The organism is Streptomyces sp. R44 (genome assembly GCF_041053105.1).
In the GTDB taxonomy this organism is placed as follows: Bacteria; Actinomycetota; Actinomycetes; order Streptomycetales; family Streptomycetaceae; genus Streptomyces.
Map to the genome: position 1 here is coordinate 3,986,964 of NZ_CP163444.1, position 26,709 is coordinate 4,013,672.

Consider the following 26,709-nt stretch of genomic DNA (forward strand, 5'->3'; position numbering starts at 1 on the left):
TTTGAACCAAGGGATGAACCTCACGCCGACTCCGTGAACAACCGGAAATGAGACGGACGCCACGTCAGGAGACGGCCACCGAACGCCTCTTGGAGGCGCGGACCGCGCCGACCACGACGAGGAGCGCGACCGCCGCGACCGCGGCCCGCAGCCCGGCGCTCGCGTCGCTGCCGTAGCTGAACCGCACGACCGCCGGGGCGATCAGCAGCGCGACCAGGTTCATCACCTTCAGGAGCGGGTTGATCGCCGGGCCCGCCGTGTCCTTGAACGGGTCTCCGACCGTGTCCCCGATGACGGTCGCCGCGTGCGCCTCACTGCCCTTGCCGCCGTGGTTCCCGTCCTCGACCAGCTTCTTCGCGTTGTCCCAGGCGCCACCGGAGTTGGCGAGGAAGACCGCCATCAGCGCGCCCGCCCCGATCGCCCCGGCGAGGTACGCGCCGAGCGGGCCCACGCCGAGCGTGAAGCCGACGGCGATCGGGGCCATCACGGCGAGCAGCCCGGGCGTGGCGAGCTCGCGCAGCGCGTCCTTGGTGCAGATGTCGACGACCCGCCCGTACTCCGGCTTCTCGGTGAAGTTCATGATCCCGGGGTGTTCGAGGAACTGCCGCCTGACCTCGTAGACGACCGATCCGGCGGACCGGGACACGGCGTTGATCGCGAGGCCGGAGAAGAGGAAGACGACCGCGGCGCCGAGGATCAGCCCGAAGAGGTTGTTGGGCTGGGAGATGTCCATGGAGAGTGTCACCTCGCCGAGCACCCCGGCCTTCCCGGACTCCCCGACGTCGGCGACCGCCGTCGCGATGGCGTCCCGGTACGAGCCGAAGAGCGCCGACGCCGCCAGGACGGCGGTGGCGATGGCGATGCCCTTGGTGATGGCCTTCGTGGTGTTGCCGACGGCGTCGAGGTCGGTGAGGACCTGCGCGCCGGACCCGGTGACGTCCCCGGACATCTCCGCGATGCCCTGGGCGTTGTCGGCGACCGGGCCGAAGGTGTCCATCGCGACGATCACGCCGACGGTGGTGAGCAGCCCCGTCCCCGCGAGGGCCACCGCGAACAGCGCCAGGATGATCGAGGTGCCGCCGAGCAGGAACGCCCCGTAGACGGTGAGCCCGATCAGCAGGGCCGTGTAGACGGCGGACTCCATGCCGAGCGCCACGCCCGCGAGGACGACGGTGGCGGGGCCGGTCAGCGAGGACTTGCCGATGTCCCTGACCGGCCGCCTGCTCGTCTCCGTGAAGTAGCCGGTGAGCTGCTGGATGAGCGCGGCGAGGACGATGCCGAGGGCGACCGCGACCAGGGCGAGGACCCGCGGATCGCCGCCGTGGCCGTGGATGCCGGGCTCGGTGACGCCCGCGAGCTCGGCGTACGAGGACGGCAGGTACGCGAAGGCGGCGACGGCGACGAGCGCCAGCGAGATCACCGCCGAGACCAGGAACCCGCGGTTGATCGCGCTCATCCCGCCGCGGTCGGCGCGCCGCGGGGCGACCGCGAGGATGCCGATCACCGCGGTGACCACCCCGATCGCGGGCACCATCAGGGGGAACGCGAGACCGTGGTCGCCGAAGGCCGCCTTGCCGAGGATGAGCGCGGCGACCAGGGTCACGGCGTACGACTCGAAGAGGTCGGCCGCCATGCCGGCGCAGTCCCCGACGTTGTCGCCGACGTTGTCGGCGATGGTGGCGGCGTTGCGCGGATCGTCCTCGGGGATGCCCTGCTCGACCTTGCCGACGAGGTCGGCGCCGACGTCGGCGGCCTTGGTGAAGATGCCGCCGCCCACCCTCATGAACATGGCGATGAGCGCGGCGCCGAGCCCGAATCCCTCCAGGACCTTGGGCGCGTCGGCGGCGTAGACGAGGACGACGCAGGAGGCCCCGAGCAGTCCGAGGCCGACCGTGCACATGCCGACGACCCCGCCCGTACGGAACGCGATCCGCATGGCCCGGTGGGCGACCTCGTTCAGGTCCTTCGCGGGTTCGCCCGGCGCGGGGGTGGCCTCCCGGGCCGCGGCGGCGACCCGCACGTTGGCCCGTACGGCGAGCCGCATGCCGAGGTAGCCGGTGACCGCCGAGAACAGCGCTCCGACCAGGAAGAACAGGGAACGTCCGGCGCGCTGCGACCAGTTGTCGGCGGGCAGCAGCATCAGCAGGAAGAACACGGCGGCCGCGAAGACGGCGAGGGTCCGCAGCTGCCGCGCGAGGTAGGCGTTGGCGCCCTCCTGCACGGCGGCGGCGATCTCCTTCATCCTCTCGGTGCCCTCACCGGCCGCGAGCACCTGGCGGACGAGGAGCCGGGCGACGACCAGCGCGGCGAGGGCGACGACCGCGATGACGACCACGATCGTCCGGTTCCCGCTCGTGAGCACCGCCGCGGCGAGAGATGTGGGGTACATGGGGACGGATCATAGGGAGACGAACCGGTACAGACCGGGATGCACCAATTCGTGGGCGAGGACGCCCGGGGCGCACCCGGAAAAGCGATGAGGCCCTGCGCTGCAGGGCCTCATCGCTTCGTACGTGTGTACGACTCAGGACAGGACGTCCGCCGAGCTCACCGGCCAGCTCATCCGGATGGTGCCGCCGTCCTCGCCGGCGCTGACCTCGACGTCGTCGACGAGCCCGCGGATCACCGCGAGACCCATCTCGTCCTCGCCGTCGGCGTCGTCGAAGTCCTCGGCCGGGGCCGAGGCCCGCGCGCCGGGGACACCGGCGGCATCGGCCGCCGCCACCCCCGCACCCGGCACCTCGTCGCCGACCTCGATGGAGAACGTCTTCTCCTCCTCGGTCAGGACGACCCGGATGGGGGTCGTGACGTCGTTGCTCCGGTGCAGCCCGACCGCGCGGGAACAGGCCTCACCGACAGCGAGACGCACCTCGTCGAGGACCGCCTCGTCCACACCCGCCCGGCGCGCGACCGCGGCCGCCACCAGACGGGCCGTGCGGACGTGCTCCGGCTGAGCACTGAAGCGGAGTTCAACGGTGGCCATGCGAACCCCCTGGGCTCAGTCGACGGCGTTGACGGCCTCGTCGACCGAGGTGTGGATCGGGAACACCTTGGTGAGACCCGTGATCCGGAAAATCTTGAGAATGCGCTCCTGGTTGCACACCAGACGCAGCGAGCCCTCGTGCGCGCGAACACGCTTCAGGCCGCCGACGAGCACACCGAGGCCGGTGGAGTCGAGGAAGTCCACGCCCTCCATGTCGACGACCAGGTGGTAGCTGCCGTCGTTCACCAACTCGACCAACTGCTCGCGCAGCTTGGGCGCGGTATACACATCAATCTCGCCACCGACCTCGACGACCGTACGGTCACCACCAGCGCCGGACACATTGCGAGTCGACAGGGACAGGTCCACGGATCCTCCAGCACCTTGCTATCGGGCGATCGTCCCCTCGGGTCTCCGGGGCGGAGCCGAGGAACGGAACGCCAGCCGCGATGGCATTCAATCACTTACCAGCAGCCATGCACGACGCCTTGGAAGCATTGTCCGTCATGGCAGTGACACACTCGGTGCCGATGGCCAAGAATCACCACCCCCGTCGTCCGGCCGGGGAAACGGGCAGCCGCCCCTCTCCCGGCATGGTCCTCGACCGGCTCTCCTCGGGCGAGAGCCGGGCCGCGCGCATCACTCATACGGAGCACATGCCCGCCCGGGAGGGCCGCCATGCCGTCTGGCCGCACCTCATCCGTCCGGAGGTGATCGCGGCGATCCGGACGGCCGGGATCGAGCACCCCTGGGCGCACCAGGCGGAGGCCGCCGAGCACGCTCTGGACGGCGAATCCGTGGTGATCGCCACGGGCACCGCCTCGGGCAAGTCGCTCGCCTACCTCGCCCCGGTCCTCAGCACCCTCCTGGACGGCTCGGAGGCCCCGAACGGCCGCGGCACCACCGCCCTCTACCTGGCGCCCACCAAGGCCCTCGCCGCCGACCAGCGGCGCGCCGTGCGGGAACTGGCCGCCCCGCTCGGCAACCGGATCCGCCCCGCCGTCTACGACGGCGACACGCCGGTCGAGGAGCGCGAGTGGGTCCGCCAGTACGCGAACTACGTGCTGACCAACCCCGACATGCTCCACATGGGCATACTCCCCTCCCACCCCAGGTGGTCCTCCTTCCTGCGCTCCCTGCGCTACGTCGTGATCGACGAGTGCCACACCTACCGGGGCGTCTTCGGCTCCCACGTCGCCCAGGTGCTGCGCCGTCTGCGCCGGATCTGCGCCCGGTACGGCTCCGAACCGGTCTTCCTCCTCGCCTCGGCCACCTCCGCCCAGCCGGCCCTGGCCGCCGGCCGCCTCACCGGCCTGCCGGTCACCGAGGTCTCGGACGACGCCTCCCCACGCGGCGAACTGGTCTTCGCCCTCTGGGAGCCGCCGCTGACCGAGCTCCACGGCGAGCGCGGCGCGCCCGTACGCCGCACCGCCACGGCCGAGACCGCGGACCTGCTGACCGACCTGACCCGGCAGGGTGTCCGCTCGGTCGCCTTCGTCCGCTCCCGGCGCGGCGCCGAGCTGATCTCGGTGATCGCCCAGGAACGGCTGGCCGAGACCGACCGCGCGCTGGCCCGCCGCGTCGCCGCCTACCGGGGCGGCTACCTGCCCGAGGAGCGCCGCGCCCTGGAGCGGGCCCTGCACTCCGGCGAGCTTCTCGGCCTGGCCGCCACGACCGCTCTGGAGCTGGGCGTGGACGTCTCGGGCCTGGACGCCGTCGTGATCGCCGGCTACCCGGGCACCCGGGCCTCCCTGTGGCAGCAGGCGGGCCGCGCCGGCCGTTCGGGCGAGGGCGCCCTCGCGATCCTGGTCGCCCGGGACGACCCGCTGGACACCTTCCTCGTCCACCACCCGGAGGCGATCTTCGAGCAGCCGGTCGAGACGACCGTCCTGGACCCCGACAACCCCTACGTCCTCGCCCCCCATCTGTGCGCCGCGGCCGCGGAGCTCCCGCTGACCGAACCGGACCTGGCCCTCTTCGGCCCCGCCGCGCCCGGCCTGATGCCCCAGCTGGAGGGCGCCGGCCTGCTGCGCCGCCGCGCCACCGGCTGGTACTGGACCCGCCGCGAGCGGGCCGCCGACCTGGCCGACATCCGGGGCGGCGGCGGCAGCCCCGTCCGGATCGTGGAGGCCGGCACCGGCCGCCTCCTCGGCACGGTCGACGAGGCCGCCTCCCACACCGCCGTCCACGAGGGCGCCGTCCACCTCCACCAGGGCCGGACCTATCTCGTGCGGGAGCTCGACCTCAAGGACTCCGTGGCCCTCGTCGAGGAGGCCGTCCCCCCGTACTCCACCACCGCCCGCGACACCACCTCCATCACCGTCCTCGAAACCGACACCGAGATCCCCTGGGGAGCCGGCCGCCTCTGCTACGGCTCCGTCGAGGTCACCAACCAGGTCGTCTCCTTCCTCCGCCGCCGACTGATCACCGGCGAGGTGCTCGGCGAGACCAAGCTCGACCTGCCGCCCCGCACCCTGCGCACCCGGGCCGTGTGGTGGACGGTCACCGAGGACCAGCTCGACGCCGCCCGCATCAACCCGGAGATCCTCGGCGGCGCCCTGCACGCCGCCGAGCACGCCTCCATCGGCATGCTGCCGCTCTTCGCCACCTGCGACCGCTGGGACATCGGCGGCGTCTCCGTACCGCTCCATCCCGACACCCTGCTGCCCACCGTCTTCGTGTACGACGGACACCCGGGCGGCGCGGGCTTCGCCGAACGCGCCTTCCACACCGCCCGCGCCTGGCTGACGGCCACCCGGGAGGCCATCGCCTCCTGCGAGTGCGAGACGGGCTGCCCGTCCTGCATCCAGTCCCCGAAGTGCGGCAACGGCAACGACCCGCTCCACAAACGAGGCGCCGTCCGCCTCCTCACCGAACTCCTCCGCGCGGCCCCGGAACCACCCCAGGAGCCCGCTCCGGGGTCTGAGCCGCCTCAGGAGGGCCGCCGGGAGCCCTGAGCCGCCACGGGAGGCCTCATCGGGGTCCGAGCCGCCTCAGGAGGGCTCGCCGGGAGCCTGAGCCGCCACGGGAGGCCTCGTCGGGGTCCGAGCCGTCTCAGGGGCCTCGTCCGGAAGCGGGGCCGCCTCAGGAGCCCGCTCCGGGAGCCGAGCCGTCTCAGGAGGAAGCGGGGCCTGCTCCGGAGGGCCCGCGCGCGACCTGACCTCCGGGCGGTACGGGCCGCGCACGACCCGGGCGGTCACCTCCGAGACCCCGTCCCGGACCGCGCACCGCGCCAGCTCGGCGCCCTGCGCGACGGCCACCCGCGAGGCGGCGGCGCAGGCCTCGACCTCGCCCCACAGGGCCCGGTCGGCGGCGGCGAGCGCAGCCAGGTCGGCCGCCCCGCCGGCCCGATGCCGGGCGGCCACCGCCTGCCCGAGCGCGAGCACCACCCCGAACACCACACACAAGGCGCACGCCGCGAACGCGGCCCACACGGTCGCCGCCCCGCGATCACCACCCCGGGCGGCCCGGGCCTCGGCACTCTTCATGGTGTCCCCCCGCCGACCGTGTCCTCCGCGAGGGCCGCCGCGCCGGCTCGCAGGGTGACTCCCATGCCGCCGGGGCCCGGGGCCGCCGCCTCCACCGTCACCCGCCACAGCTCGCCCTCCCTCGCCACCGACACCCGGGCCCCCTCGGGCGCGGCGGCCCGGGCGGGCGCTTCCGCGGAGGCCACCGGTTCCGAGCGGGCCGCCGCCCTCGCCCCCGCCCGCGCCGCGTCCACGCACCGGATCTGCGCGGCGGCCGCGGCCAGCGCCCAGAGCAGGGTCACCGTGAAGAGCGCGAGGACGGGAAGGACCAGCGCCGCTTCGACGGTCACGAAGCCCCGGTCAGAACGGCGCATCGAGGGCCTTCCCGATCACCGACTCCAGCGCCCCCGAGACCGCCCCGCTGGTCACGATCTTGTAGAGCACCGCGGCGAACGCCGCCGCCGCGATCGTCCCCACCGCGTACTCCGAGGTGGTCATTCCTTCGTCACGGCGCGCCGCCGTCCGCCCTGCCCGCCACCAGCCACGCAGCCGCTCCCGCACGGTCATGCCAACCTCCTCGTCCCGTCCCGGCCCGTCCTGACGTGCCTCGTCGTGCTGTGCCTCGTCGTGCTGTGCCATGTCGTCGCTCCTCGTTCGTTTCTCGTCGTGTCGTCGTGTCGTCGTGTTCATCCGTCCAGCAGCCCCGTCGCGAGGCCGATCACCACCGGAGCAACACCCACCGCCAGGAAGGCGGGCAGGAAGCAGAGCCCCACGGGGGCGCTGATCAACACCTGGGCCCTTCGTGCCGCGGCCGCCGCGGCGCGTGCGCGTCCGGCGCGCAGGGCTGCCGCGTGCCGGGCGACCGCCTCCGCCGCCGGCGCTCCCGAGGAACCGGCCCGCTCCATGCAGCGGGCCAGTCCTTCGGCGCCCGGTATCGCGCCGAACCTGCCCCACACCTCCGCCGGTTCACCGCCGAGCCGCAGCTCCGCGGCCGTGCGGGTCAGCCGCTCGCCGAGCGGACCGCCGAGCGACCGGCCCACCGCTTCCGCCGCCTCGCCGGGCCCGGCTCCGGAGGCGGCGCAGGCCGCCAACAGATCGGCGGCGAGCGGCAGGTGACGCGTCGTCTCCTCGTCGTCGGCCCGAGACACGGGGCGCCTCGCGGCCCTCCTCCGCAACCCGGCCGCCACCAGGGCACCGACGCAGACGCCGCCGACCGCGCCGAACAGCACCCAGCCGACACCGACTCCCACCAGGGGCGGCAGCCGGCGCCCCACCCACGAGGGCAGCCCGCCGCGGGCCTTCCGGGGCCGTGGTTCCGGGCTCGCGAGGAGGGTCCCTGCCCGCCTCCGTGTCCGGCGCGCCCGCAATCCGCGCAGCGCCTCCAGGGCGCCCTGCGCGCAGAGGACCACCGCCAGGGCCAGGAGGCCCGCCGCCCGAACGACGTCCGGTGTCATGCCCGCTCCCCTCCCCGTACGATCCGCGCGGCCCACCACAGTCCGGCCGCCTCCAGCGCCCCGCCCACGAGCAGGTAGCCCAGGCCGGCCGGCGTGTGCAGCAGCACCTGCAGCGGATCGGCGCCCAGGGCGGCACCGAGGGCGAGTCCGGCCGCCGGGAGCAGCGCGAGGACCGTCACCGTGGCCCAGGCGCCGGCCAGTTCGGCCCGGAGTCGGTCGCACTGCTCGCGGTGGTCGCGGAGGGCGGCCTCCAGCCGGTCGAGCCCGGCGGCCAGGCCCGCGCCGCCGTCCACGGCCACCTGCCAGCAGGCCGCCATGCCCGCGAGCCCGTCGGCGCCGTCCTGCCGGGCCGCCCACCGCAGCGCCTCCGGCACGTCCCCGCCGAACCGGGCCGCCGCGAGCACCGGCGCCTCCGCCTCGCCGAGGGCTCCCGTCTCCCGGGCCGCGAAGGACAGGGCCTGCGCGGGCTGCCATCCGGCCCTCAACTCGCCGACGACCGCGGCACACAGGGCCACCACCCGCTCGGCTCGCGCCTCCCGTTCCTTCCGGCGCCCGGCGGCCCGCAACCGTCGCCCCACCAGCGGCACCGCGAGCGCCCCGGCGACCAGCGGCAGCGGTGACTCGCCGAGCAGGGCGACGGCTCCCGACGCGGGCAGGCACAGCCACGCGCGCCGGCCCCGCAGCGCGGCCCACCATCGCGCGGCCGCCTCGGGCCACTCCCGGTCGCCGCGCCCGTCGGGGACGCCGCCCGCGAGCACCGCCCGTGCCCGGCCCGCACCGCGCCGCCGCTCGACCGCCCACCACAGGGCGAGCAGCGCGCAGAGCGCCGCCGCGCCATGTGCCGCGCCCCGCACCGGCACCAGATCCACCGTCACCGCGATCCCCCTCCGATCAGCGCGCTCAGCCGCTCCCAGCCCCGCTCCCGCCCGAACCCGCCCGCGCCCCACCGCAGCGCCGGCACCGTCCGGACCAGACCGTCCCGGTCCCGCTCCAGGACGTGTGCCTCGGCGATCCGCCGCCGCCCGTCCCGGTCCCGTACGACGTGCAGCACGACCGACAGGCCCGCGCCCAGCTGGCTGTGCAGGGCGGCCCGGTCGAGCCCGGCCGCCGTCCCCAGGGCTTCGAGCCGCGCCGGGACGTCCGCCGCCGTGTTGGCATGGACCGTCCCGCAGCCGCCTTCATGGCCCGTGTTGAGGGCGGCGAGCAGGTCGACCGCCTCGCCGCCTCTGACCTCGCCGACCACCAGCCGGTCGGGGCGCATCCGCAGCGCCTGGCGGACCAGGTCCCGCAGCGTGACGAGCCCGGCGCCCTCCTGGTTCGCGGGCCGCGCCTCCAGACGCACCACGTGCGGGTGGTCGGGCCGCAGCTCCGCCGAGTCCTCGGCGATCACGATCCGCTCCCGCTCCCCCACGAGCCCCAGGAGCGAGGCGAGGAGCGTGGTCTTGCCCGTGCCCGTGCCACCGCTGACGAGGTAGGACACACGGGCGTCGATCAGGGCCCGAAGGATCGGCGCGCCGCCCGGCGGCACGGTGCCCGCCGCGACCAGCTCCTCCAGGGAGAAGGCGCGGGGGCGGACCACCCGCAGCGACAGGCAGGTCGAGCCGACCGCGACCGGCGGCAGCACCGCGTGCATCCGGGTGCCGTCGGGAAGCCGCGCGTCGACCCAGGGCCGGGCGTCGTCGAGCCTGCGTCCGGCCACCGCCGCGAGCCGTTGCGCGAGCCGGCGGACGGCGGCGGCGTCGGGGAAGGACACCGGGGCCCGTTCGAGCCCGGTGCCCCGGTCCACCCACACCCGGTCGGGTGCGGAGACCAGGACGTCGGTGACCGCCGGGTCGGCGAGGAGCGGCTCCAGCGGGCCGGTGCCGATCAACTCGCACCTCAACTCCTCGGCCGCGCCGAGCACTTCCGCGTCGCCGAGCAGTCGCCCCTGGGCTCGCAGCGCCGCCGCCACGCGCGCCGGGGTGGGTTCGGCCCCGCTCGCCGCGAGCCGCTGCCGCACGGCGTCGAGGAGCCCCGCGCCGTCGCCCGCACCCCGGGCCATCAGCGTCGCCCCGGTCATGCCGCACCTCCGGGCGCGAGAGCGCGCTCCCAGAAGGCGGCGCAGAACCGGCCGAGGGGCCCACGGGGCTCGGCACCGGGCGGCACTCCCGCGTCCTGGTCGGCCACGATCCCCGGGTCGTAAGGGAGTTCACCGGCGAGCGGCAGTCGGAGCGCGTCGGCGACCCATCGCTCGTCGAGCCCCACCGCGTACGGCCCGCGGACCACGGCCCGCAGGTCGCGCACGGCCGGACCGATCGCCGCGGCCATCCGGTCGGCGGCCGCGACCGCCCTCAACTCCGCGGGGACGACGAGCAGTCCGAGGTCCAGCTGGGCCAGCGCCTCCGTGACCGAGGGGTCGGTCCCGCGCGGCAGGTCGACCACCACGGCCCCGCCCCGGCGCCGCGCGGCGGCGAGCACGGACCGCACGGCCTCGGGCGGCACCGGCGCCGTCGCGTCCCGACCCCAGCTGAGCACCCGGACCCCGCGCACCGACGGCAGGGACTCCTCCAGGGCGCCGCCGGCCAGACGGCCCTTCGAGGCGGCGAAGTCGGGCCATCGTCTGCCCTCCTCGCGCTCGCCGCCGAGCAACACGTCGAGCCCTCCGCCCAGCGGGTCGCCGTCCACGAGCAGCGTCCGCCGCCCGGCCCTCGCGGCGGCCAGCGCGAGGCCGCAGGCCAGGGTGGAGGCCCCCGCGCCGCCCCTTCCGCCGACGACGCCGACGGTCAGCGCCGCCCTGCCCACCCCCTCGGCCGCGTCCGCGAGACGGTCGACGAGGAGGCTCTCGGCACCCGGCAGGCTCAGCACGCTCTCCGCGCCGATCTCGACCGCCAGCCGCCACAGCCCCGGATCGTCCTGGTCACGGCCGACGAGGAGGGTCCCCGGCCGGCGCACCGCTCCTCGACAGCGGGCCGCGGCGTCGTCGCCGACCAGGACGAGCGGCGGATCGGTCCAGCTCGCCCGCCGCTCCGGCACCCGGTGATGCACCTCGGGCTCGACCCCGGCGGCGGCGCACAGCCGCAGGAGGTCGTCGAGCAGCCCGAGGTCCTCGGTGACGATCAGCGGACCGGCCCGGCGCGCCCCTTCCGCCGCCGGGCCCACCGCCGCCGGCGTTCCCGCTCCCCGCGATCCCGCCCTCCGCGACTCCAACTCCCACGGATCCCGCCCCCACGACGCCGAACCGCGTGCCTCACCCCTGGCCCCGGAAGTCCTGGATGTCTCCACGACACACACCCCTCTCGTGATTCCTGCCGTCCGCGAACTTCGCGACAGGAATCACCGTGGGGCCGTCCAGGAAATCGTGCCGATCTTGCCGAAAAACTGTGGATAAGCGAGGGGCTGTGAATAACTTCGCCACCCCTCCGGGGCCTGTCCGGAACGCAGCCCAACGATTACTGTGAGTGACGGATCGAGGGTCGGGCGGGGCCCTGGTCGACTCACGACCGGAGAACGGAAGGAAGGGAGCGAGCGATGGCACGCAGGGCCGAAATGGCTCCGGACATGCGACGACCCCCGCCGGGGGGGAGAGCGGGGGTCGTCTCTCCGGCCGACTCGGGGGGGGAGGAGCCGGACCGGGTTAGCACGGTCGCGAACGATCCGTGACTTCCATGGTGTACCCGAGAGCCTTCTCAGGCAAACCCACGCGCCCGAGCGTACGCCGAATGGCGGGCACCTATGCTCGGGCTTGTGGAAAACCACTCCTTGCCGCGCACAGCCGCCTTCTTTGACCTGGACAAGACGGTCATTGCGAAGTCATCGACGCTGACCTTCAGCAAGTCCTTCTACCGGGGCGGACTGATCAGCCGCCGCGCCGCCCTGCGGACGGCCTACATCCAGTTCGTCTTCCTGGCGGGCGGAGCAGATCACGACCAGATGGAGCGGATGCGTGAATATCTTTCCGCGCTCTGCAAAGGCTGGAACGTCGCCCAGGTGAAGGAGCTCGTCGCCGAGACCCTTCACGATCTGATCGACCCGATCATCTACGACGAAGCGGCCTCGCTCATCGAGGAGCACCACGCCGCCGGCCGCGACGTCGTGATCGTCTCGACCTCCGGCGCCGAGGTGGTCGAGCCGATCGGCGAGATGCTCGGTGCCGACCGTGTCGTCGCCACCCGGATGGTGGTCGGCGAGGACGGCTGCTTCACGGGGGAGGTGGAGTACTACGCCTACGGGCCGACGAAGGCGGAGGCCGTACGGGAGCTCGCGGAGTCGGAGGGCTACGACCTCTCGCGCTGCTACGCGTACAGCGATTCGGCGACCGACATCCCCATGCTGGAGGCCGTCGGCCACCCGTACGCGGTCAATCCCGACCGGACGCTGCGCCGCGAGGCGGTGGCCCGGGAGTGGCCGGTGCTCGCCTTCGAGAAGCCGGTGCGGCTAAAGCAGCGGCTGCCCGAATTCCGGATGCCGCCCCGCCCCACGCTCGTCGCCGCGGCGGCGGTGGGAGCGGCAGCCGTCGGGGCCGGGCTCGTCTGGTACGCGGCGCGGCGCCGGCAGGCCGCCCTCGCCCAGCGGCCAGCCGGTGACTTTGCCCGGATTTGAGCAATCGACCCGCGAAGGGGAGCCAGCACTTTCGCTTCCCCCCGGACAGGAGTAGAAAGGAATCAGGCCCGCGAGACCGAGGACATCCGAGAGGATCACCTGTTGAGCATGAAGGCCCCACGGACCTAGCACTGAAACCGGGCACCCACGCGACGTCGACCCGTCGATTACGGGCCAGCCGCACCAGGCCACGGGCAAAGTTCCCGGCCTGATGGGCACATATCGAGGACGCTTGGTAACTGGGTGGACGTGCCAGCGGCGGTACCAGGACTGGTGCCGCCGCAACCCATGTCGGGACCCGGCCACGCCTCCGCGAGAGCAGGGCCGTCATGAGAGCCGCGCCTCCGCGAGAGCAGGGCCGTCGCGGGAACCGCGCCTCGCCTCGCGAGAGCCGCGGGCCGTCGCGAGAGCCGGGCCCTCGCGAGTGACCCCGGCGCCGGCCCCGCCCCGCCCGGCCCCGCCCCCGCTAAGACCAGCCCCTCAGGCCGCGCCGCGCTGGAGTGCTTCGCAGACCGCCGTCGATTCGCGGACTCCCAGCTCGACCGAGCGGCCGCAGTGCGCGATCCAGGCTCCCACGCCTTCCGGGGTGCCCGAGAGGTACCCCTCGAAGGCGGCGAGGTAGGCGGCTCGGCCCTGTTCCGCGTGGCCGACCTCCGCCGGGCAGATCGCCTTGGGGTCGAGGCCGCTGCCGACCAGGGCGATCCGCTCCGCCGCCCGGGCGACCAGCCCGTTGTACGAGGTGAAGGGGCGCAGTGCGAGCAGTTCGCCGTGCACGACGGCGGCCGTCACGAGCGCCGGGGCCTCGCTGCCCGCGACGATCAGGTCGGCGAGGCTGTCTAGCCGGCCCGCGACCTCGGCGGGCGTCGGCAGCGGGGCGTTGATCAGCGGTTCGTCGACCGTCTCGCCGTCCAGCCGGGGCCGGCCCACGGAGTCGGCGACGCCGGCACCGCCCGGGACGCCCGCGTCGCCGGAGGCGACCAGGTGAAGCCGGGCGAGTACGCGCAGCGGCGACTGGCGCCAGATGGAGAGCAGCTGCCCGGCCTCGGCACCCAGTCGCAGGGCGGCGCCGACCGTGCGGGCCTCGGCGTCGGCGCTGAAGTCGGTGCGCCGGCGGACCTCCTCCAGGGCCCAGTCGGCACCGGACAGGGCGGCCGAGCCGCGCGCGCCGCGCAGGGCCGCCTCGGAGGAGATCTCGTTGCTGCGGCGGCGCATCACGCGGTGGCCGTAGACCCGGTCGACGGCCTTGCGTACGGAGTCCACCGCTTCGGCGACGCCCGGCAGGGAGCCGAGGGCGGCCAAGGGGTCAGAGGCGTGCGTACTCATAAGTAGGGAGGCTACGCGCCTCGGCGGCCGTCCCCACGATGGAGTGGTCTTCTTCACGGAGCTTGACCACGGGCCGCGATCGTGCCGCTACCCTAGGTGAACATGAAGATCGCTTTCGTGGGGAAGGGCGGCAGCGGCAAGACCACGCTGTCCTCGCTCTTCATCCGCCACCTCGCCGCCAATGAAGCGCCGGTCGTCGCCGTCGACGCCGACATCAACCAGCACCTGGGCGCCGCGCTCGGTCTGCCCGAGGCGGAGGCCGCCGCGCTGCCCGCGATGGGCGCGCATCTGCCGCTCATCAAGGAGTACCTGCGGGGCAGCAACCCGCGGATCGCCTCCGCCGACACGATGATCAAGACCACGCCGCCCGGGGAGGGTTCGCGGCTGCTGCGGGTCCGCGAGGAAAACCCGGTGTACGAGGCGTGCGCGCGGGCGGTGCGGCTCGACGACGGGGAGATCCGGCTGATGGCGACCGGGCCGTTCACGGAGTCGGACCTCGGGGTCTCCTGCTACCACTCGAAGGTCGGGGCGGTGGAGCTCTGCCTCAACCACCTGGTCGACGGGGCCGACGAGTACGTGGTCGTCGACATGACGGCGGGTTCGGACTCGTTCGCGTCCGGTCTCTTCACCCGCTTCGACATGACGTTCCTGGTCGCCGAGCCGACCCGCAAGGGCGTCTCGGTCTACCGCCAGTACAAGGAGTACGCGCGGGACTTCGGCGTGGCGCTCAAGGTCGTCGGCAACAAGGTGCAGGGCCGGGACGACCTCGACTTCCTGCGCGAGGAGGTCGGCGAGGACCTGCTGGTGACAGTGGGGCACTCGGACTGGGTCCGCGCGATGGAGAAGGGCCGCCCGCCGCGCTTCGAGCTCCTGGAGGCGGAGAACCGCATGTCGCTCCAGGCCCTCCAGGACGCGGCGGACGACTCGTACGCCCACCGCGACTGGGAGCGCTACACGCGCCAGATGGTCCACTTCCACCTGCGCAACGCGGAGAGCTGGGGCAACGCCAAGACCGGGGCCGACCTGGCGGCGCAGGTCGACCCCGGGTTCGTACTGGACGAAGGGCTCAGCGCCGTACAGCTGGCTTAGTGGCTGACCGCTGCGCCAGTGCCGTACAGCCGGCTTAGTGGCTGACCGTTGCGTCGGTGCCGTGCAGCCGGCTTGGTGGCCGGCCGCTGTTTCAGTGCCGTGCGGCCGGCTTGGTGGCGGGGGTGCCTGCCGGGGCAGCGGGTGGCTGGGCCGAGAGGAAGGTCTGCCAGCCGCCCTGCGGCGCCTCGCCCACCTTCAGGGTGCGCATCTTGGCGATGACGTCGGGGTCCTGGGCGTCGAGCCAGTCGGCGAGCTGGCGGAAGGAGACGCACTTGACGTCCTTCTGCACGCAGACGTTGGCGATGGTCTCCTCGATGGCGCGCATGTACGTGCCGCCGTTCCAGGACTCGAAGTGGTTGCCGATGATCAGCGGCGCCCGGTTGCCCCGGTAGGAGCGCTCGAAGGCCTGCACCAGGCCGTCGCGCATCTGGTCGCCCCAGTACTCGCGCCGGGACGGGTCGCCCTGGGTGGTGCCGGGGGACTGGTTCACCAGGAAGTTGTAGTCCATGGAGAGCGTCTGGAAGGCGCGGCCCGGGACAGGCACGAGCTGCATCGACAGGTCCCACAGGCCCAGGTCCTTCTTGGGCCAGATCTGGTCGTTGACGCCGCTGGTGTCGTAGCGGAAGCCCATCTGCGCCGCCGCCCGGACGAAGTTCTTCCGGCCCTCCAGGCAGGGGGTGCGGGCGCCGACGAGCTCCTTGTCGTAGTCGAAGGGCAGCGGCTGCTCGGCGCGCAGGCCGGCGTTGGTCTTCCAGTGCTTGACGAAGGACTTGGCCTGGTTGATCTCGCTCTTCCACTCCTCGACGGACCAGTCCCCGACGCCGCCGTCGGCGCCGCAGAAGTGGCCGTTGAAGTGGGTGCCGATCTCGTTGCCCTCCTGCCACGCGCCGCGCAGTTCGCGGACGGTGGCGCGGATGCCCTCGACGTCGTTGAAGCCGATGTCGGAGCGGCCGGCGCTGTGCTGCGGCGGGTCGTAGAGCTCCTTCTTCTCCTCCGGCAGCAGGTACACGCCGCTGAGGAAGTACGTCATGGTGGCGTCGTACTTCTTGCCCACCGCACGGAAGTGGGAGAACAGCTTCTGGCTGTCCTCGCCCGCGCCGTCCCACGAGAAGACCACGAACTGCGGCGGCGCCTCGCCCGGCTTGAGCTTGTGCCAGACGGGCTGGTGGGGCTGGGCGCCGGTGAAGGCGGTCGAGCCGTCGCCGATCAGACGGGGGGCCTGCGGGGCCGCGGCCGGGCCCTTCCTGGCGCCGCCGCCCGTGCCGCCCGGCGCGCCCTTGGTGGCGGTGCCGTCGGAGCCCGAGCAGCCGGCGAGGCCGATGGCGAGAGCGAGGGTGAGAGCGCCGACGGTGAGCGCCTTCCTCCGGACAGTGGTCGTTCTGCGGGCGACTGACATCCGCACACCTCTCCTCAGATCCTCGGATTTCCGTACAAGGGATTTCCGTACAAGCGGCGTCAACGTCGCACCACGGGGACCGGGGAGCGTCAACGACAAGCGGCGTGCGCACGTTCTGTCACCGGAACCGGTGAATCATTGCCCTGTTTGCCCCGAAAATAATGCCGCAGTCTTTACTCTCCATTACGATCCATTTACTGAGCGTCGATCCTCCATGCGAACTGCGAACACTCCGGAGGGTCGTGCCGCCATCCCGCCGCTGCACCCCGCACGAGCCGCGACCGCGCTGCCCCGGAGGAGACGGGACCATGACTCTCTGCACCCCTGCCCGCACGACCAACCGGCCCCGGATCCAGCGGCCTCACAGCCCGCCGGAGGGGCCCCGACGCCGCTTCCGTCTCGCCGGCGCGGACCTCTCCGCGTCCGTCGCCGTCTTCCTGATCGCGCTGCCGCTCTCGCTCGGCATCGCGCTCGCCACCGGAGCCCCGCTCCAGTCGGGCCTGGTGGCCGCCGCCGTCGGCGGCCTCGTCGCCGGCCGGGTCGGCGGCTCCCCGCTCCAGGTGAGCGGCCCCGCCGCCGGACTCACCGTCGTGACCGCCGAGCTCATCCAGCGGTACGGCTGGCGCACCACCTGCGCCATCACCGTCCTCGCGGGTCTCAGCCAACTCGCCCTGTCGGCCCTGCGCGTGGCCCGTTCGGCGCTCGCCGTCTCGCCCGCGATCGTGCACGGCATGCTGGCCGGCATCGGCGTCACCATCGCCCTCGCCCAGCTCCACATCGTGCTGGGCGGCACTCCGCAGAGTTCCGCCGTCGACAACGTCCTCGGACTGCCGGCCCAGTTGGCGCACGCCCATCCGGCCGCGCTCACCATCAGCGCCCTCACCGTGGCCGTACTGCTCTGCTGGTCCCGGCTGCCGGGCCGGGCGGGGCGGCTCGCGCGGAAGGTCCCGGCCGCGCTCGTCGCGGTGGCCGGGGCGACGGCCCTGGCCACCTTCGCCGGACTGGCCGTGCCCCGCGTGGACCTGCCGTCCTGGAGCAGCCACGCGCTGCCCGGCCTGCCCGAGGGACCGGTCCTCGGGATCGCGGCCGGCGTGCTCACGATCACCCTCGTCACCAGCGTGCAGTCGCTGCTCTCGGCCGTCGCGGTCGACAAGCTGGTCGCCTCCCGCGCGGACCGCGGCCGGGGCGTTCCCCGCTCCGACCTCGACCGCGAGCTCGCCGGACAGGGCGCGGCCAATGTGATCTCCGGGGCGCTCGGCGGCCTCCCGGTCGCCGGGGTCGCGGTCCGCAGCGTCGCCAACGTCTCGGCGGGCGCGGTGAGTCGCGCCTCGACCATGCTGCACGGCCTGTGGATCGTGCTCGCGGCCCTGCTGCTCGTGCCCGTGCTCGACCTGATCCCGCTGGCCGCGCTCGCCGCCCTCGTCATGGTGGTCGGCATCCAGATGGTGAGCATCACCCACATCCGTACGGTCACGCGCCACCGCGAGGTCGTGGTCTACGTGGTGACGCTGACCGGTGTCGTCCTCGTCGGCATCCTGGAGGGCGTCGCCCTCGGCATCGCCGTGGCCATCGCGGTCGCCCTGCACCGGCTCGCCCGCACCCGGATCACCCGGGAGGAGCGGGACGGGCGGCAGCTGCTCCACGTCCGGGGCCAGCTGACCTTCCTGGCCGTGCCCCGGCTCAGCCGGGCCCTGCACCAGCTGCCGCAGGGATCCGACGTGGTGGTCGAGCTCGACGGCTCCTTCATGGACCACGCGGCGTACGAGACGCTGAGCGACTGGACCGCCGGGCACCTCGCCCACGGCGGGACGGTCGAGACGACCGGGCCCTCCGGGATCCGGATCGCCGAGCCCGCGCCGGTGACCGCCTCCGCCGCGCACCCCTGCTGCCGCCCCTGGACTCCCTGGCACAACCACCAGTGCGGTGAACAGCCCCCGGAGACCCCCGAGACGACCGGGACGACCGGGACCACCGGGACCACCGGCGCCAACGCCAACGGCGCCACCGGCACCGAAGCCGGGCGGACCACGGGGCTGCATCTGGCGAGCGGCATCGGCAAGTTCCAGCGGAACACCGCCCCGCTCGTGCGGGACGAGCTCGCGCGGCTCGCCCGGGAGGGGCAGCGTCCCTCTCAGCTCTTCCTGACCTGCGCCGACTCCCGTCTCGTCACCAGCATGATCACGTCGAGCGGCCCCGGTGACCTCTTCACCGTGCGCAACGTCGGCAACCTCGTCCCGCTGCCCGGCGAGGAGAGCGGGGACGACTCGGTGGCGGCGGCGATCGAGTACGCGGTGGAGGTGCTGCGGGTCTCGTCGATCACCGTCTGCGGCCACTCGGGCTGCGGTGCGATGCAGGCCCTGCTCAACGGCAGCCCGGACGACCCGCCGACCCCGCTGCGGCGCTGGCTGCGCCACGGCAGACCCAGCCTGGAGCGGATGGCGAGCCGGCGGCACGCCTGGGCCCGGATCTCCGGGCGGCTTCCGGCCGACGCGGTCGAGCAGCTCTGTCTGACGAACGTGGTCCAGCAGCTGGAGCACCTCCGGGCGTACGAGCCGGTGGCGCGCCGGCTGGCCGAGGGCACGCTCTCGCTGCACGGCGTGTACTTCCACGTGGGCGAGGCGCAGGCGTACCTCCTCTCGGGGACGGACGAGGTGCACAGCTACGACGACGTCTTCACCCAGGTCATGCCGACGGATCACCAGGTCGCGCCGGCGAATCACCACGTCATGCCGACCGGTCGGCTCGCCGGGGCGGCGCGCGCGTCCTGAACCTTCCGGCCGCCCCGGCCGTGAGACTGTGTGGCCCCTTCTCCCACCGCTCGGGAAGAAGGGGCCACCGCACGTCAAGCCACTCACAGGTCTAAACCAATTTCCTGGAGGCTCTTGTCACCCGGGCTTCCGGCTGGTGAGCTATGACGCGGGACACATACGCACAGAGGACGCCCTGGGAAAGGGAGATGTCGTGAGCAACGAATCCTTGGCCAACCTGCTCAAGGAAGAGCGGCGGTTCGCGCCGCCCACCGAGCTGGCCGCGGACGCCAATGTGACGGCGGAGGCGTACGAGCAGGCCAAGGCGGACAGGCTGGGCTTCTGGGCCGAGCAGGCCAAGCGCCTCAGCTGGGCCACCGAGCCGACCGAGACCCTCGACTGGTCGAACCCGCCGTTCGCCAAGTGGTTCGCCGACGGCGAGCTGAACGTGGCGTACAACTGCGTCGACCGGCACGTCGAGGCCGGTCTCGGCGACCGGGTCGCCATCCACTTCGAGGGCGAGCCCGGCGACAGCCGCGCGATCACCTACGCCGAGCTCAAGGACGAGGTCTCCAAGGCCGCCAACGCCCTCACCGAGCTGGGCGTCCGCAAGGGCGACCGGGTCGCGGTCTACCTGCCGATGATCCCCGAGGCGGCCATCACGATGCTGGCCTGCGCCCGTGTCGGCGCCGCCCACTCGGTGGTCTTCGGCGGCTTCTCCGCCGACGCCGTCGCCTCCCGCATCCAGGACGCCGACGCCAAGCTGGTCGTCACCGCCGACGGCGGCTACCGCCGCGGCAAGCCGAGCGCCCTCAAGCCGGCCATCGACGAGGCCGTCGCCAAGTGCCCGCAGGTCGAGCACGTCCTCGTGGTCCGCCGTACGGGCCAGGACACCGCCTTCACCGAGGGCCGGGACGTCTGGTGGGACGACATCGTCGCCCGCCAGTCCACCGAGCACACCCCCGAGGCGTTCCCGGCGGAGCACCCGCTCTTCATCCTCTACACCTCCGGCACCACGGGGAAGCCGAAGGGCATCCTGCACACCTCCGGCGGCTACCTCACCCAGGCCGCGTACACCCACCACGCCGTCTTCGACCTCAAGCCGGAGAGCGACGTCTACTGGTGCACCGCCGACATCGGCTGGGTCACCGGGCACTCGTACATCGTCTACGGCCCGCTGGCCAACGGCGCGACGCAGGTCATGTACGAGGGCACCCCGGACACCCCGCATCAGGGCCGGTTCTGGGAGATCGTGCAGAAGTACGGCGTCACGATCCTCTACACGGCGCCCACCGCGATCCGCACGTTCATGAAGTGGGGAGACGACATCCCCGCGAAGTTCGACCTGTCCAGCCTCCGGGTGCTCGGCTCGGTCGGCGAGCCGATCAACCCCGAGGCCTGGGTCTGGTACCGCGAGCACATCGGCGCGAACAGGACCCCGATCGTGGACACCTGGTGGCAGACCGAGACCGGCGCGATGATGATCTCGCCGCTGCCGGGCGTCACCGAGACCAAGCCGGGCTCCGCCCAGCGCCCGCTGCCGGGCATCTCCGCCACCGTCGTGGACGACGAGGCGAACGAGGTGCCGAACGGCGGGGGCGGCTACCTGGTCCTCACCGAGCCGTGGCCGTCGATGCTCCGCACCATCTGGGGCGACGACCAGCGCTACATCGACACGTACTGGTCCCGCTTCGAGGGCAAGTACTTCGCCGGTGACGGGGCCAAGAAGGACGAGGACGGCGACATCTGGCTGCTCGGCCGGGTCGACGACGTCATGCTCGTCTCGGGCCACAACATCTCGACGACCGAGGTCGAGTCGGCCCTCGTCTCGCACCCGTCCGTCGCCGAGGCGGCCGTCGTCGGCGCCGCCGACGAGACGACCGGTCAGGCGATCGTCGCCTTCGTCATCCTGCGCGGCACGGCGAGCGAGGACGAAGGCCTCGTCGCCGACCTGCGCAACCACGTCGGCGCCACCCTCGGCCCGATCGCCAAGCCGAAGCGGATCCTGCCGGTCGCGGAGCTGCCGAAGACCCGCTCGGGCAAGATCATGCGCCGTCTGCTGCGGGACGTCGCGGAGAACCGTGAGCTGGGTGACGTCACCACCCTGACCGACTCCTCGGTCATGTCGCTCATCCAGACCCAGCTGCCGGCCACGTCCAGCGAGGACTGACCGGCCCGTACGGCCCGAACGCCCGCCCCGAAGACCTCGGGGGCGGGCGTTTTCCCTTGCCCGACCCCGACGGGACGAACCGTATAAATCTCCCTAAAGTGAATCTCGCCGGACACAACTCGGGCTCGTTAGGTAAAGTAAGGATCGCGTCAGGAACGCGACAGAAAGACCTAGGTGCGCCGGGAAGTCTGGTCGGCATGTGCTTCGCCCTGCCTGCCCGACGGAGGTCTGCCCCGTGTCCGTGCCCACCGACCGCAAGTTCCTCGGCCGACTCTCGCTGCCCGAGCGGCGGTACATCGCCGACGCCCTGCGGACCGAGACCGTCGGTGGCGTCCTGCTGCTCCTCGCCGCCGTCGCCGCCCTCGTCTGGGCGAACTCCCCGCTGAGCGCGAGCTACGAGACCGTCAGCGACTTCCACATAGGCCCCGCCGCCCTCGGCCTCGACCTGTCGATCCAGCACTGGGCCGCCGACGGACTCCTCGCCGTCTTCTTCTTCGTCGCCGGCATCGAGCTCAAGCGCGAGCTCGTCGCGGGCGAGCTGCGCGACCCCAAGGCCGCCATGCTCCCCGTCGTCGCCGCGCTCTGCGGCATGGCGGCCCCCGCCCTCGTCTACACCCTGGTCAACGCCATCGGTGACGGCTCCACGGCCGGCTGGGCCGTGCCCACCGCGACCGACATCGCCTTCGCGCTCGCCGTCCTCGCCGTCATCGGCACCTCGCTGCCGTCCGCCCTGCGGGCCTTCCTGCTCACCCTCGCCGTCGTCGACGACCTGTTCGCGATCCTGATCATCGCGATCTTCTTCACCAGCGACCTGAACTTCGCCGCGCTCGGCGGCGCCCTCGCCGGCCTCGTCGTCTTCTGGGTACTGCTCCGCAAGAATGTCCGCGGCTGGTACGTGTACGTGCCGCTGGCCCTGGTCATCTGGGGCCTGATGTACAACAGCGGCGTCCACGCCACCATCGCCGGCGTCGCCATGGGCCTGATGCTGCGCTGCACCACCCGCGAGGGTGAGGAGCACTCCCCCGGCGAGCACATCGAGCACCTGGTCCGGCCGCTCTCGGCCGGACTCGCCGTGCCGCTCTTCGCGCTGTTCTCCGCCGGTGTGAGCGTCTCCGGCGGCGCGATCCACGACGTCTTCACCCAGCCCGTCACCCTCGGCGTGGTCCTCGGCCTCGTCGTCGGCAAGGCGGTCGGCATCTTCGGCGGCACCTGGCTCGCCGCCCGCTTCACCCGGGCGGAGCTCAACCCGGACCTGGCCTGGCCGGACGTGTTCGCCGTCGCCACCCTCGCCGGGATCGGCTTCACCGTGTCGCTCCTCATCGGCGAACTCGCCTTCGCCGGGGACGCCGTGCTCACCGACGAGGTGAAGGCCGCCGTCCTGATCGGCTCGCTCGTCGCGGCCGTCCTCGCCTCCGTCCTGCTGAAGCTGCGGGTCCGCAAGTACCAGGTCCTCGTCTCCGACGAGGAGCGCGACGACGACGAGGACGGCATCCCCGACATCTACGAGCAGGACAACCCGGAGTACCACCTGCGGATGGCCGAGATCTACGAGAGGAAGGCCGCGGAACACCGGCAGCGCGCCCAACTGGCGGGGGCATCGCGCGACGGGGCCGACCGTCCGGCATGATCTGATTCGGACCGTGGAAGAGGACTCGCACCGTAGAAGAGGACCTCGGACCGCAGAAGAGAAGAGGGAGCAGCGATGAGCGACCCGTTCGACGGAACCGAGCGCAGCCTCGGCCAGCTGGTCGCCTCGGCGACCGCCGAGATGTCCGCGCTGGTGCACGACGAGATCGCCCTGGCCAAGGCCGAACTGCGGCAGGACGTGAAGCGCGGTGCGCTCGGCAGCATCATGGGGATCGGCGCCCTCGTGGTGCTGCTGTTCTCGCTGCCGATGCTGAGCTTCGCGCTCGCGTACGCCATCAACACCTGGACCGGCGGGCACAACGGCAACGGGGGCTGGAACCTCGTCTGGTGCTTCCTGCTGTCCTTCGCCTTCAACGTGCTGCTCGCGGGCCTCCTCGGGCTGATCGCCGTCGCCAAGTTCAAGAAGGTCAAGCCGCCGGAGAAGTCCATCGCCTCCGCCAAGCAGACGGCGGCCATCATGCAGAACGCGAAGCCGCACCCCCGTCCGGCGCAGCGTCCGGCCCTTGAGAAGGCCTCCGCTGTGGGACGCTCGTCCGTATGACCCTCCCCGAGAGCAGCAACGGCAACGGCGGGCCCGTACGGCTCGACGGGCCGTGGACCCACCGTGACGTGGCCGCCAACGGCGCGCGCTTCCACATCGCCGAGATGGGCGACGGCCCGCTGGTGCTGCTCCTGCACGGCTTCCCGCAGTTCTGGTGGACCTGGCGCCACCAGCTGCCCGCCCTGGCCGAGGCCGGGTTCCGGGCGGTCGCGATGGACCTGCGCGGGGTGGGCGGCAGCGACCGCACACCACGGGGTTACGACCCCGCCAACCTGGCCCTCGACATCACCGGCGTCGTCCGCTCGCTCGGCGAGCCGGACGCGGCGCTCGTCGGGCACGACCTGGGCGGCTACCTCGCCTGGACGGCCGCCGTGATGCGGCCGAAGCTGGTGCGCCGGCTCGTGGTCTCCTCGATGCCGCACCCGCGCCGCTGGCGCTCGGCGATGCTCTCCGACTTCGCCCAGTCGCGGGCCGGCTCGCACATCTGGGGCTTCCAGCGGCCGTGGCTGCCGGAGCGTCAGCTCGTCGCGGACGACGGGGCGCTCGTGGGCGAGCTGATCCGGGACTGGTCGGGTCCGAAGCCGGTCGACGAGGAGGCCGTCGAGGTCTACCGGCGGGCGATGTGCGTGCCGTCGACGGCGCACTGCTCGATCGAGCCGTACCGCTGGATGGTGCGATCCCTGGCCCGCCCGGACGGCATCCAGTTCAACCGGCGCATGAAGCGGCCGGTGCGGGTGCCGACGCTCCATCTGCACGGCTCCCTGGACCCGGTGATGCGGACCCGCAGCGCCGCGGGGTCCGGCGAGTACGTGGAGGCGCCGTACCGCTGGCGGCTCTTCGACGGCCTCGGGCACTTCCCGCACGAGGAGGACCCGGTGGCCTTCACCTCGGAGCTCGTCAACTGGCTGAAGGACCCCGAGCCCGACCGCTGAGCCGCCGTCAACTCCGTCCCGGCGTACAGGCGTCCTTCGAACGGCCATGTGCCCCGCGCATACTCCAATTGGCGGGCCCGGAGGCGGTTACCGACCTTGGCCCCCGGGCAGACGTCGAGGTATGGGCTGGACGCACGACTACGGTGACACGACAGCACGCGACCGCCGCACGGCCACCGGGCCGGGCTCCCGCGAGAGGGGTGGCCCGCCGGACCAGGGCCCCGCGGCGCAAGGGGTGGGGATCTCGCGCATCCTGCGCCGCCGGGCCCGCTGGGTATCGGCCCGGCTCCGGCACCCCAGAGACACCGCCTAGGCCGCCCAGGGCCTGTCCGGCCTGAGCCGCCGGACAGGCCCTGGGCCCGGAATCAGAGGGCGCAGGCCTGGGTGTCGACCTGCTGGTCGGCCGTCCGGCCGTGCTCGATGTCCTCACGGATCTCGTCGACCGTCAGGGCGTATCCGGTGTTCGCGTCGTCGAGGGAGCGGGCGAAGATCACGCCGTACACCTCGCCGTCCTCGGTGAGGAGCGGGCCGCCGGAGTTGCCCTGGCGGACCGTCGCGTACAGCGAGTACACGTCCCTGCGCACCTCGTCGCGGTGGTAGATGTCGGGGCCCTTGGCGCTGATGCGGCCCCGCACGCGGGCGGAGCGCACGTCGTACGAGCCGTTCTCCGGGAATCCGGCGACGATCGCGTTGTCGCCGCTGCGGGCGTCCTCGTCGGTGAAGGCCAGCGGCGTGGCCCTGAGGTCCGGGACGTCCAGGACGGCGATGTCGCGCTGCCAGTCGTAGAGGACGACCTTGGCGTCGTAGAGCTTGCCCTCGCCGCCTATCTGGACGGTCGGCTCGTCGACGCCTCCGACGACATGGGCGTTGGTCATGATGCGGCGGTCGGCGAAGACGAAGCCGGTGCCTTCGAGGACCTTGCCGCAGCTCTGCGCGGTGCCGACGACCTTCACGATGGAGCGCTGCGCGCGGGCGGCGACCGGGCTGTCGGCGAGCGCCGGGTCGGGCGGGGTGACCGGGGTGATCGGCTCGTTCGCGAAGGGGCTGAAGACCTGTGGGAAGCCGCTGCGGGCCAGGGTGGAGCTGAAGTCGTCGAACCAGCCGGAGGCCTGATCCGGCATCACCTGCTCGACGCCGAGCAGCACCTTGGAGTTCCGTACCTCCTTGCCCAGGGTGGGCAGCGAGGTACGGGCGAGCGCTGAGCCGATCAGCCAGGCGACGAGCAGCATCGCGACGACGTTGACGAGGGCGCCGCCGGTGGCGTCCAGCGCGCGGGCCGGCGACCAGGTGATGTGGCGGCGCAGCTTGTTGCCCAGGTGGGTGGTGAAGGCCTGTCCGACGGAGGCGCAGACGATGACCACCATCACGAAGACGACGGTGGCGGTGGTCGACACCTCGCTGTTGTCGGTCAGCTGGTCCCAGAGGATCGGGAGCAGCAGAACGGCGACGAGACCGCCGCCGAGGAAGCCGATCACCGAGAGGATGCCGACCACGAATCCCTGGCGGTAACCGATGATCGCGAACCACACGGCGGCGAGCAGCAACAAGATGTCCAGCACGTTCACCGTCAATAGCCTCGCAGATTCGTTTCCGGTCGCCCGGGGCCGGTCGGCCCGAAGGCCGGCCCGCCCGGAGGTCAGCCTGTCATGAGCGCCAGTCGAGCGGGACCTGCTTGGACCGGTCCCAGGGGCGCTCCCAGTCGGCATAGTGGAGCAGCCGGTCGATGACCCCGGCCGTAAAACCCCAGACCAGGGCAGACGCGACGAGGAACCCGGGACCTTGGTGGCCGCTCGGGTGGACGGCGGTCGCGCGGTTGGCGGGGTCCGTGAGATCCGCCACGGGGACGGTGAAGACGCGGGCGGTCTCGCCGGGGTCGACGACGCCGACCGGGCTGGGCTCGCGCCACCAGCCGAGGACGGGGGTGACGACGAAGCCGCTGACCGGGATGTAGAGCCGGGGCAGGACGCCGAAGAGCTGCACGCCCCGCGGGTCGAGGCCGGTCTCCTCCTGGGCCTCGCGCAGGGCGGCGCGCAGCAGTCCGCCGTCCTCGGGGTCGCCGTCCTCGGGGTCGAGGGCGCCGCCGGGGAAGGAGAGCTGTCCGGCGTGCGAGCGGAGGCTGCCGGAGCGCTCCATGAGCAGCAGCTCGGGTCCGCGCTCGCCCTCGCCGAAGAGGACGAGGACGGCGGACTGGCGGCCGGCGCCGCTCTCGGGCGGCAGGAAGCGGCTCAGCTGCTCGGGCCGGACCGTGCGGGCGACCCGGTCGACGGGCCCGAGCCAGTCGGGCAGTCCGTCCCGGCTGAGCAGGCCGGCCGTGCCGGGTCCGTGGATCTCTTCGTCAGTGCGCGTCATTGGCACCCCCGTGGTTCACAACGCGATCGATGG

Annotated in this window: 23 protein-coding genes; 9 read left to right on the forward strand and 14 right to left on the reverse strand. The window is 72.8% G+C overall.

Going from position 1 to position 26,709, the window contains the following annotated elements; genetic code table 11:
- Positions 1 to 64: 64 nt before the first annotated feature.
- The 3 genes from AB5J54_RS18365 to AB5J54_RS18375 form a co-directional block, all read right to left on the reverse strand.
- Positions 65 to 2,389 (reverse strand): sodium-translocating pyrophosphatase, encoded by a 2,325-nt coding sequence (locus AB5J54_RS18365; RefSeq protein ID WP_369144994.1) that lies wholly within the window; start codon positions 2,387 to 2,389, stop codon positions 65 to 67.
- 135 nt (positions 2,390 to 2,524) lie between these two features.
- Entirely contained in the window at positions 2,525 to 2,983 is a 459-nt protein-coding gene (locus tag AB5J54_RS18370; RefSeq protein ID WP_369144995.1) for an ATP-binding protein, read from the reverse strand.
- Positions 2,984 to 2,998: 15 nt separating this feature from the next.
- Positions 2,999 to 3,352 (reverse strand): STAS domain-containing protein, encoded by a 354-nt coding sequence (locus AB5J54_RS18375; protein WP_015034520.1) that lies wholly within the window; start codon positions 3,350 to 3,352, stop codon positions 2,999 to 3,001.
- An 80-nt stretch (positions 3,353 to 3,432) separates the two neighbouring features.
- Here AB5J54_RS18375 and AB5J54_RS18380 point away from each other — a divergent pair, with 80 nt between their 5' ends.
- The gene (locus AB5J54_RS18380; RefSeq protein WP_369144996.1) at positions 3,433 to 5,940 is read left to right on the forward strand and encodes a DEAD/DEAH box helicase; all 2,508 of its coding nucleotides are present in this window, start codon (positions 3,433 to 3,435) and stop codon (positions 5,938 to 5,940) included.
- 36 nt (positions 5,941 to 5,976) lie between these two features.
- Here the strand turns inward: AB5J54_RS18380 and AB5J54_RS18385 are convergent, their stop codons facing one another.
- From AB5J54_RS18385 to ssd, 7 genes are all read right to left on the reverse strand, one after another.
- Positions 5,977 to 6,471, reverse strand: coding sequence for an Rv3654c family TadE-like protein (locus AB5J54_RS18385; protein ID WP_369144997.1), 495 nt, complete (start codon positions 6,469 to 6,471; stop codon positions 5,977 to 5,979).
- Complete coding sequence (locus tag AB5J54_RS18390; RefSeq protein WP_369144998.1) at positions 6,468 to 6,824, reverse strand: TadE family type IV pilus minor pilin; 357 nt, start codon at positions 6,822 to 6,824, stop codon at positions 6,468 to 6,470. The genes AB5J54_RS18385 and AB5J54_RS18390 overlap by 4 nt, the downstream gene beginning before the upstream one ends.
- Positions 6,811 to 7,017, reverse strand: a complete 207-nt coding sequence (locus AB5J54_RS18395) for a DUF4244 domain-containing protein (protein ID WP_369149384.1) — start codon at positions 7,015 to 7,017, stop codon at positions 6,811 to 6,813. The genes AB5J54_RS18390 and AB5J54_RS18395 overlap by 14 nt, the downstream gene beginning before the upstream one ends.
- Before the next feature lie 119 nt (positions 7,018 to 7,136).
- Positions 7,137 to 7,904 (reverse strand): type II secretion system F family protein, encoded by a 768-nt coding sequence (locus AB5J54_RS18400; RefSeq protein WP_369144999.1) that lies wholly within the window; start codon positions 7,902 to 7,904, stop codon positions 7,137 to 7,139.
- Positions 7,901 to 8,779: a type II secretion system F family protein gene (locus tag AB5J54_RS18405; RefSeq protein WP_369145000.1), complete on the reverse strand. Its 879-nt coding sequence runs from the start codon at positions 8,777 to 8,779 to the stop codon at positions 7,901 to 7,903. The genes AB5J54_RS18400 and AB5J54_RS18405 overlap by 4 nt, the downstream gene beginning before the upstream one ends.
- A complete protein-coding gene (locus AB5J54_RS18410; protein ID WP_369145001.1) occupies positions 8,776 to 9,963 on the reverse strand; it encodes a TadA family conjugal transfer-associated ATPase in 1,188 nt (395 codons plus the stop codon). The genes AB5J54_RS18405 and AB5J54_RS18410 overlap by 4 nt, the downstream gene beginning before the upstream one ends.
- Positions 9,960 to 11,042: a septum site-determining protein Ssd gene (ssd, locus tag AB5J54_RS18415; protein WP_369145002.1), complete on the reverse strand. Its 1,083-nt coding sequence runs from the start codon at positions 11,040 to 11,042 to the stop codon at positions 9,960 to 9,962. Before ssd ends, AB5J54_RS18410 begins: the two co-directional genes overlap by 4 nt.
- A 573-nt stretch (positions 11,043 to 11,615) precedes the next feature.
- On the opposite strand from ssd, the gene AB5J54_RS18420 reads away from it, so the two are divergent.
- The gene (locus AB5J54_RS18420) at positions 11,616 to 12,482 is read left to right on the forward strand and encodes an HAD family hydrolase (protein ID WP_369145003.1); all 867 of its coding nucleotides are present in this window, start codon (positions 11,616 to 11,618) and stop codon (positions 12,480 to 12,482) included.
- 480 nt (positions 12,483 to 12,962) lie between these two features.
- Here the strand turns inward: AB5J54_RS18420 and AB5J54_RS18425 are convergent, their stop codons facing one another.
- The gene (locus AB5J54_RS18425) at positions 12,963 to 13,805 is read right to left on the reverse strand and encodes an oxidoreductase (protein WP_369145004.1); all 843 of its coding nucleotides are present in this window, start codon (positions 13,803 to 13,805) and stop codon (positions 12,963 to 12,965) included.
- A gap of 102 nt (positions 13,806 to 13,907) precedes the next feature.
- Between AB5J54_RS18425 and AB5J54_RS18430 the strand changes: the two genes are divergently transcribed.
- Positions 13,908 to 14,894, forward strand: a complete 987-nt coding sequence (locus AB5J54_RS18430; protein WP_369145005.1) for an ATP-binding protein — start codon at positions 13,908 to 13,910, stop codon at positions 14,892 to 14,894.
- Positions 14,895 to 14,985: 91 nt separating this feature from the next.
- Here the strand turns inward: AB5J54_RS18430 and AB5J54_RS18435 are convergent, their stop codons facing one another.
- Complete coding sequence (locus AB5J54_RS18435) at positions 14,986 to 16,290, reverse strand: hypothetical protein (RefSeq protein WP_369145006.1); 1,305 nt, start codon at positions 16,288 to 16,290, stop codon at positions 14,986 to 14,988.
- A 308-nt stretch (positions 16,291 to 16,598) separates the two neighbouring features.
- Here AB5J54_RS18435 and AB5J54_RS18440 point away from each other — a divergent pair, with 308 nt between their 5' ends.
- From AB5J54_RS18440 to AB5J54_RS18465, 6 genes are all read left to right on the forward strand, one after another.
- Positions 16,599 to 19,058 carry a SulP family inorganic anion transporter gene (locus AB5J54_RS18440; protein ID WP_369145007.1) on the forward strand — a complete coding sequence of 820 codons (2,460 nt, stop codon included), beginning with the start codon at positions 16,599 to 16,601 and terminating at the stop codon, positions 19,056 to 19,058.
- Between the two features lie 193 nt (positions 19,059 to 19,251).
- A complete protein-coding gene (acs, locus tag AB5J54_RS18445; protein WP_369145008.1) occupies positions 19,252 to 21,207 on the forward strand; it encodes an acetate--CoA ligase in 1,956 nt (651 codons plus the stop codon).
- A gap of 235 nt (positions 21,208 to 21,442) precedes the next feature.
- Complete coding sequence (gene nhaA / locus AB5J54_RS18450; RefSeq protein WP_369145009.1) at positions 21,443 to 22,834, forward strand: Na+/H+ antiporter NhaA; 1,392 nt, start codon at positions 21,443 to 21,445, stop codon at positions 22,832 to 22,834.
- Positions 22,835 to 22,909: 75 nt separating this feature from the next.
- Entirely contained in the window at positions 22,910 to 23,395 is a 486-nt protein-coding gene (locus AB5J54_RS18455; protein ID WP_369145010.1) for a phage holin family protein, read from the forward strand.
- Complete coding sequence (locus tag AB5J54_RS18460; RefSeq protein ID WP_369145011.1) at positions 23,392 to 24,327, forward strand: alpha/beta fold hydrolase; 936 nt, start codon at positions 23,392 to 23,394, stop codon at positions 24,325 to 24,327. Before AB5J54_RS18455 ends, AB5J54_RS18460 begins: the two co-directional genes overlap by 4 nt.
- A gap of 121 nt (positions 24,328 to 24,448) precedes the next feature.
- Entirely contained in the window at positions 24,449 to 24,640 is a 192-nt protein-coding gene (locus AB5J54_RS18465; RefSeq protein ID WP_369145012.1) for a hypothetical protein, read from the forward strand.
- Between the two features lie 52 nt (positions 24,641 to 24,692).
- Here AB5J54_RS18465 and AB5J54_RS18470 read toward each other — a convergent pair whose 3' ends face one another.
- Together AB5J54_RS18470 and AB5J54_RS18475 are read right to left on the reverse strand one after the other, a co-directional pair.
- Positions 24,693 to 25,892, reverse strand: coding sequence for a MarP family serine protease (locus AB5J54_RS18470; protein WP_369145013.1), 1,200 nt, complete (start codon positions 25,890 to 25,892; stop codon positions 24,693 to 24,695).
- Between the two features lie 79 nt (positions 25,893 to 25,971).
- Positions 25,972 to 26,676: a CoA pyrophosphatase gene (locus tag AB5J54_RS18475; protein ID WP_369145014.1), complete on the reverse strand. Its 705-nt coding sequence runs from the start codon at positions 26,674 to 26,676 to the stop codon at positions 25,972 to 25,974.
- Between the last annotated feature and the right edge of the window lie 33 nt (positions 26,677 to 26,709).

Bases quoted from the DNA above. Each gene is read 5' to 3' on its own strand.
- AB5J54_RS18365 (WP_369144994.1), bottom strand. From the start codon at position 2,389: ATGTACCCCACATCTCTCGCCGCGGCGGTGCTCACGAGCGGGAACCGG.
- AB5J54_RS18370 (WP_369144995.1), bottom strand. From the start codon at position 2,983: ATGGCCACCGTTGAACTCCGCTTCAGTGCTCAGCCGGAGCACGTCCGC.
- AB5J54_RS18380 (WP_369144996.1), top strand. From the start codon at position 3,433: ATGGCATTCAATCACTTACCAGCAGCCATGCACGACGCCTTGGAAGCA.
- AB5J54_RS18385 (WP_369144997.1), bottom strand. From the start codon at position 6,471: ATGAAGAGTGCCGAGGCCCGGGCCGCCCGGGGTGGTGATCGCGGGGCG.
- AB5J54_RS18390 (WP_369144998.1), bottom strand. From the start codon at position 6,824: ATGCGCCGTTCTGACCGGGGCTTCGTGACCGTCGAAGCGGCGCTGGTC.
- AB5J54_RS18395 (WP_369149384.1), bottom strand. From the start codon at position 7,017: ATGACCGTGCGGGAGCGGCTGCGTGGCTGGTGGCGGGCAGGGCGGACG.
- AB5J54_RS18400 (WP_369144999.1), bottom strand. From the start codon at position 7,904: ATGACACCGGACGTCGTTCGGGCGGCGGGCCTCCTGGCCCTGGCGGTG.
- AB5J54_RS18410 (WP_369145001.1), bottom strand. From the start codon at position 9,963: ATGACCGGGGCGACGCTGATGGCCCGGGGTGCGGGCGACGGCGCGGGG.
- AB5J54_RS18420 (WP_369145003.1), top strand. From the start codon at position 11,616: ATGCTCGGGCTTGTGGAAAACCACTCCTTGCCGCGCACAGCCGCCTTC.
- AB5J54_RS18425 (WP_369145004.1), bottom strand. From the start codon at position 13,805: ATGAGTACGCACGCCTCTGACCCCTTGGCCGCCCTCGGCTCCCTGCCG.
- AB5J54_RS18430 (WP_369145005.1), top strand. From the start codon at position 13,908: ATGAAGATCGCTTTCGTGGGGAAGGGCGGCAGCGGCAAGACCACGCTG.
- AB5J54_RS18435 (WP_369145006.1), bottom strand. From the start codon at position 16,290: ATGTCAGTCGCCCGCAGAACGACCACTGTCCGGAGGAAGGCGCTCACC.
- AB5J54_RS18440 (WP_369145007.1), top strand. From the start codon at position 16,599: ATGACTCTCTGCACCCCTGCCCGCACGACCAACCGGCCCCGGATCCAG.
- AB5J54_RS18455 (WP_369145010.1), top strand. From the start codon at position 22,910: ATGAGCGACCCGTTCGACGGAACCGAGCGCAGCCTCGGCCAGCTGGTC.
- AB5J54_RS18460 (WP_369145011.1), top strand. From the start codon at position 23,392: ATGACCCTCCCCGAGAGCAGCAACGGCAACGGCGGGCCCGTACGGCTC.
- AB5J54_RS18465 (WP_369145012.1), top strand. From the start codon at position 24,449: ATGGGCTGGACGCACGACTACGGTGACACGACAGCACGCGACCGCCGC.
- AB5J54_RS18475 (WP_369145014.1), bottom strand. From the start codon at position 26,676: ATGACGCGCACTGACGAAGAGATCCACGGACCCGGCACGGCCGGCCTG.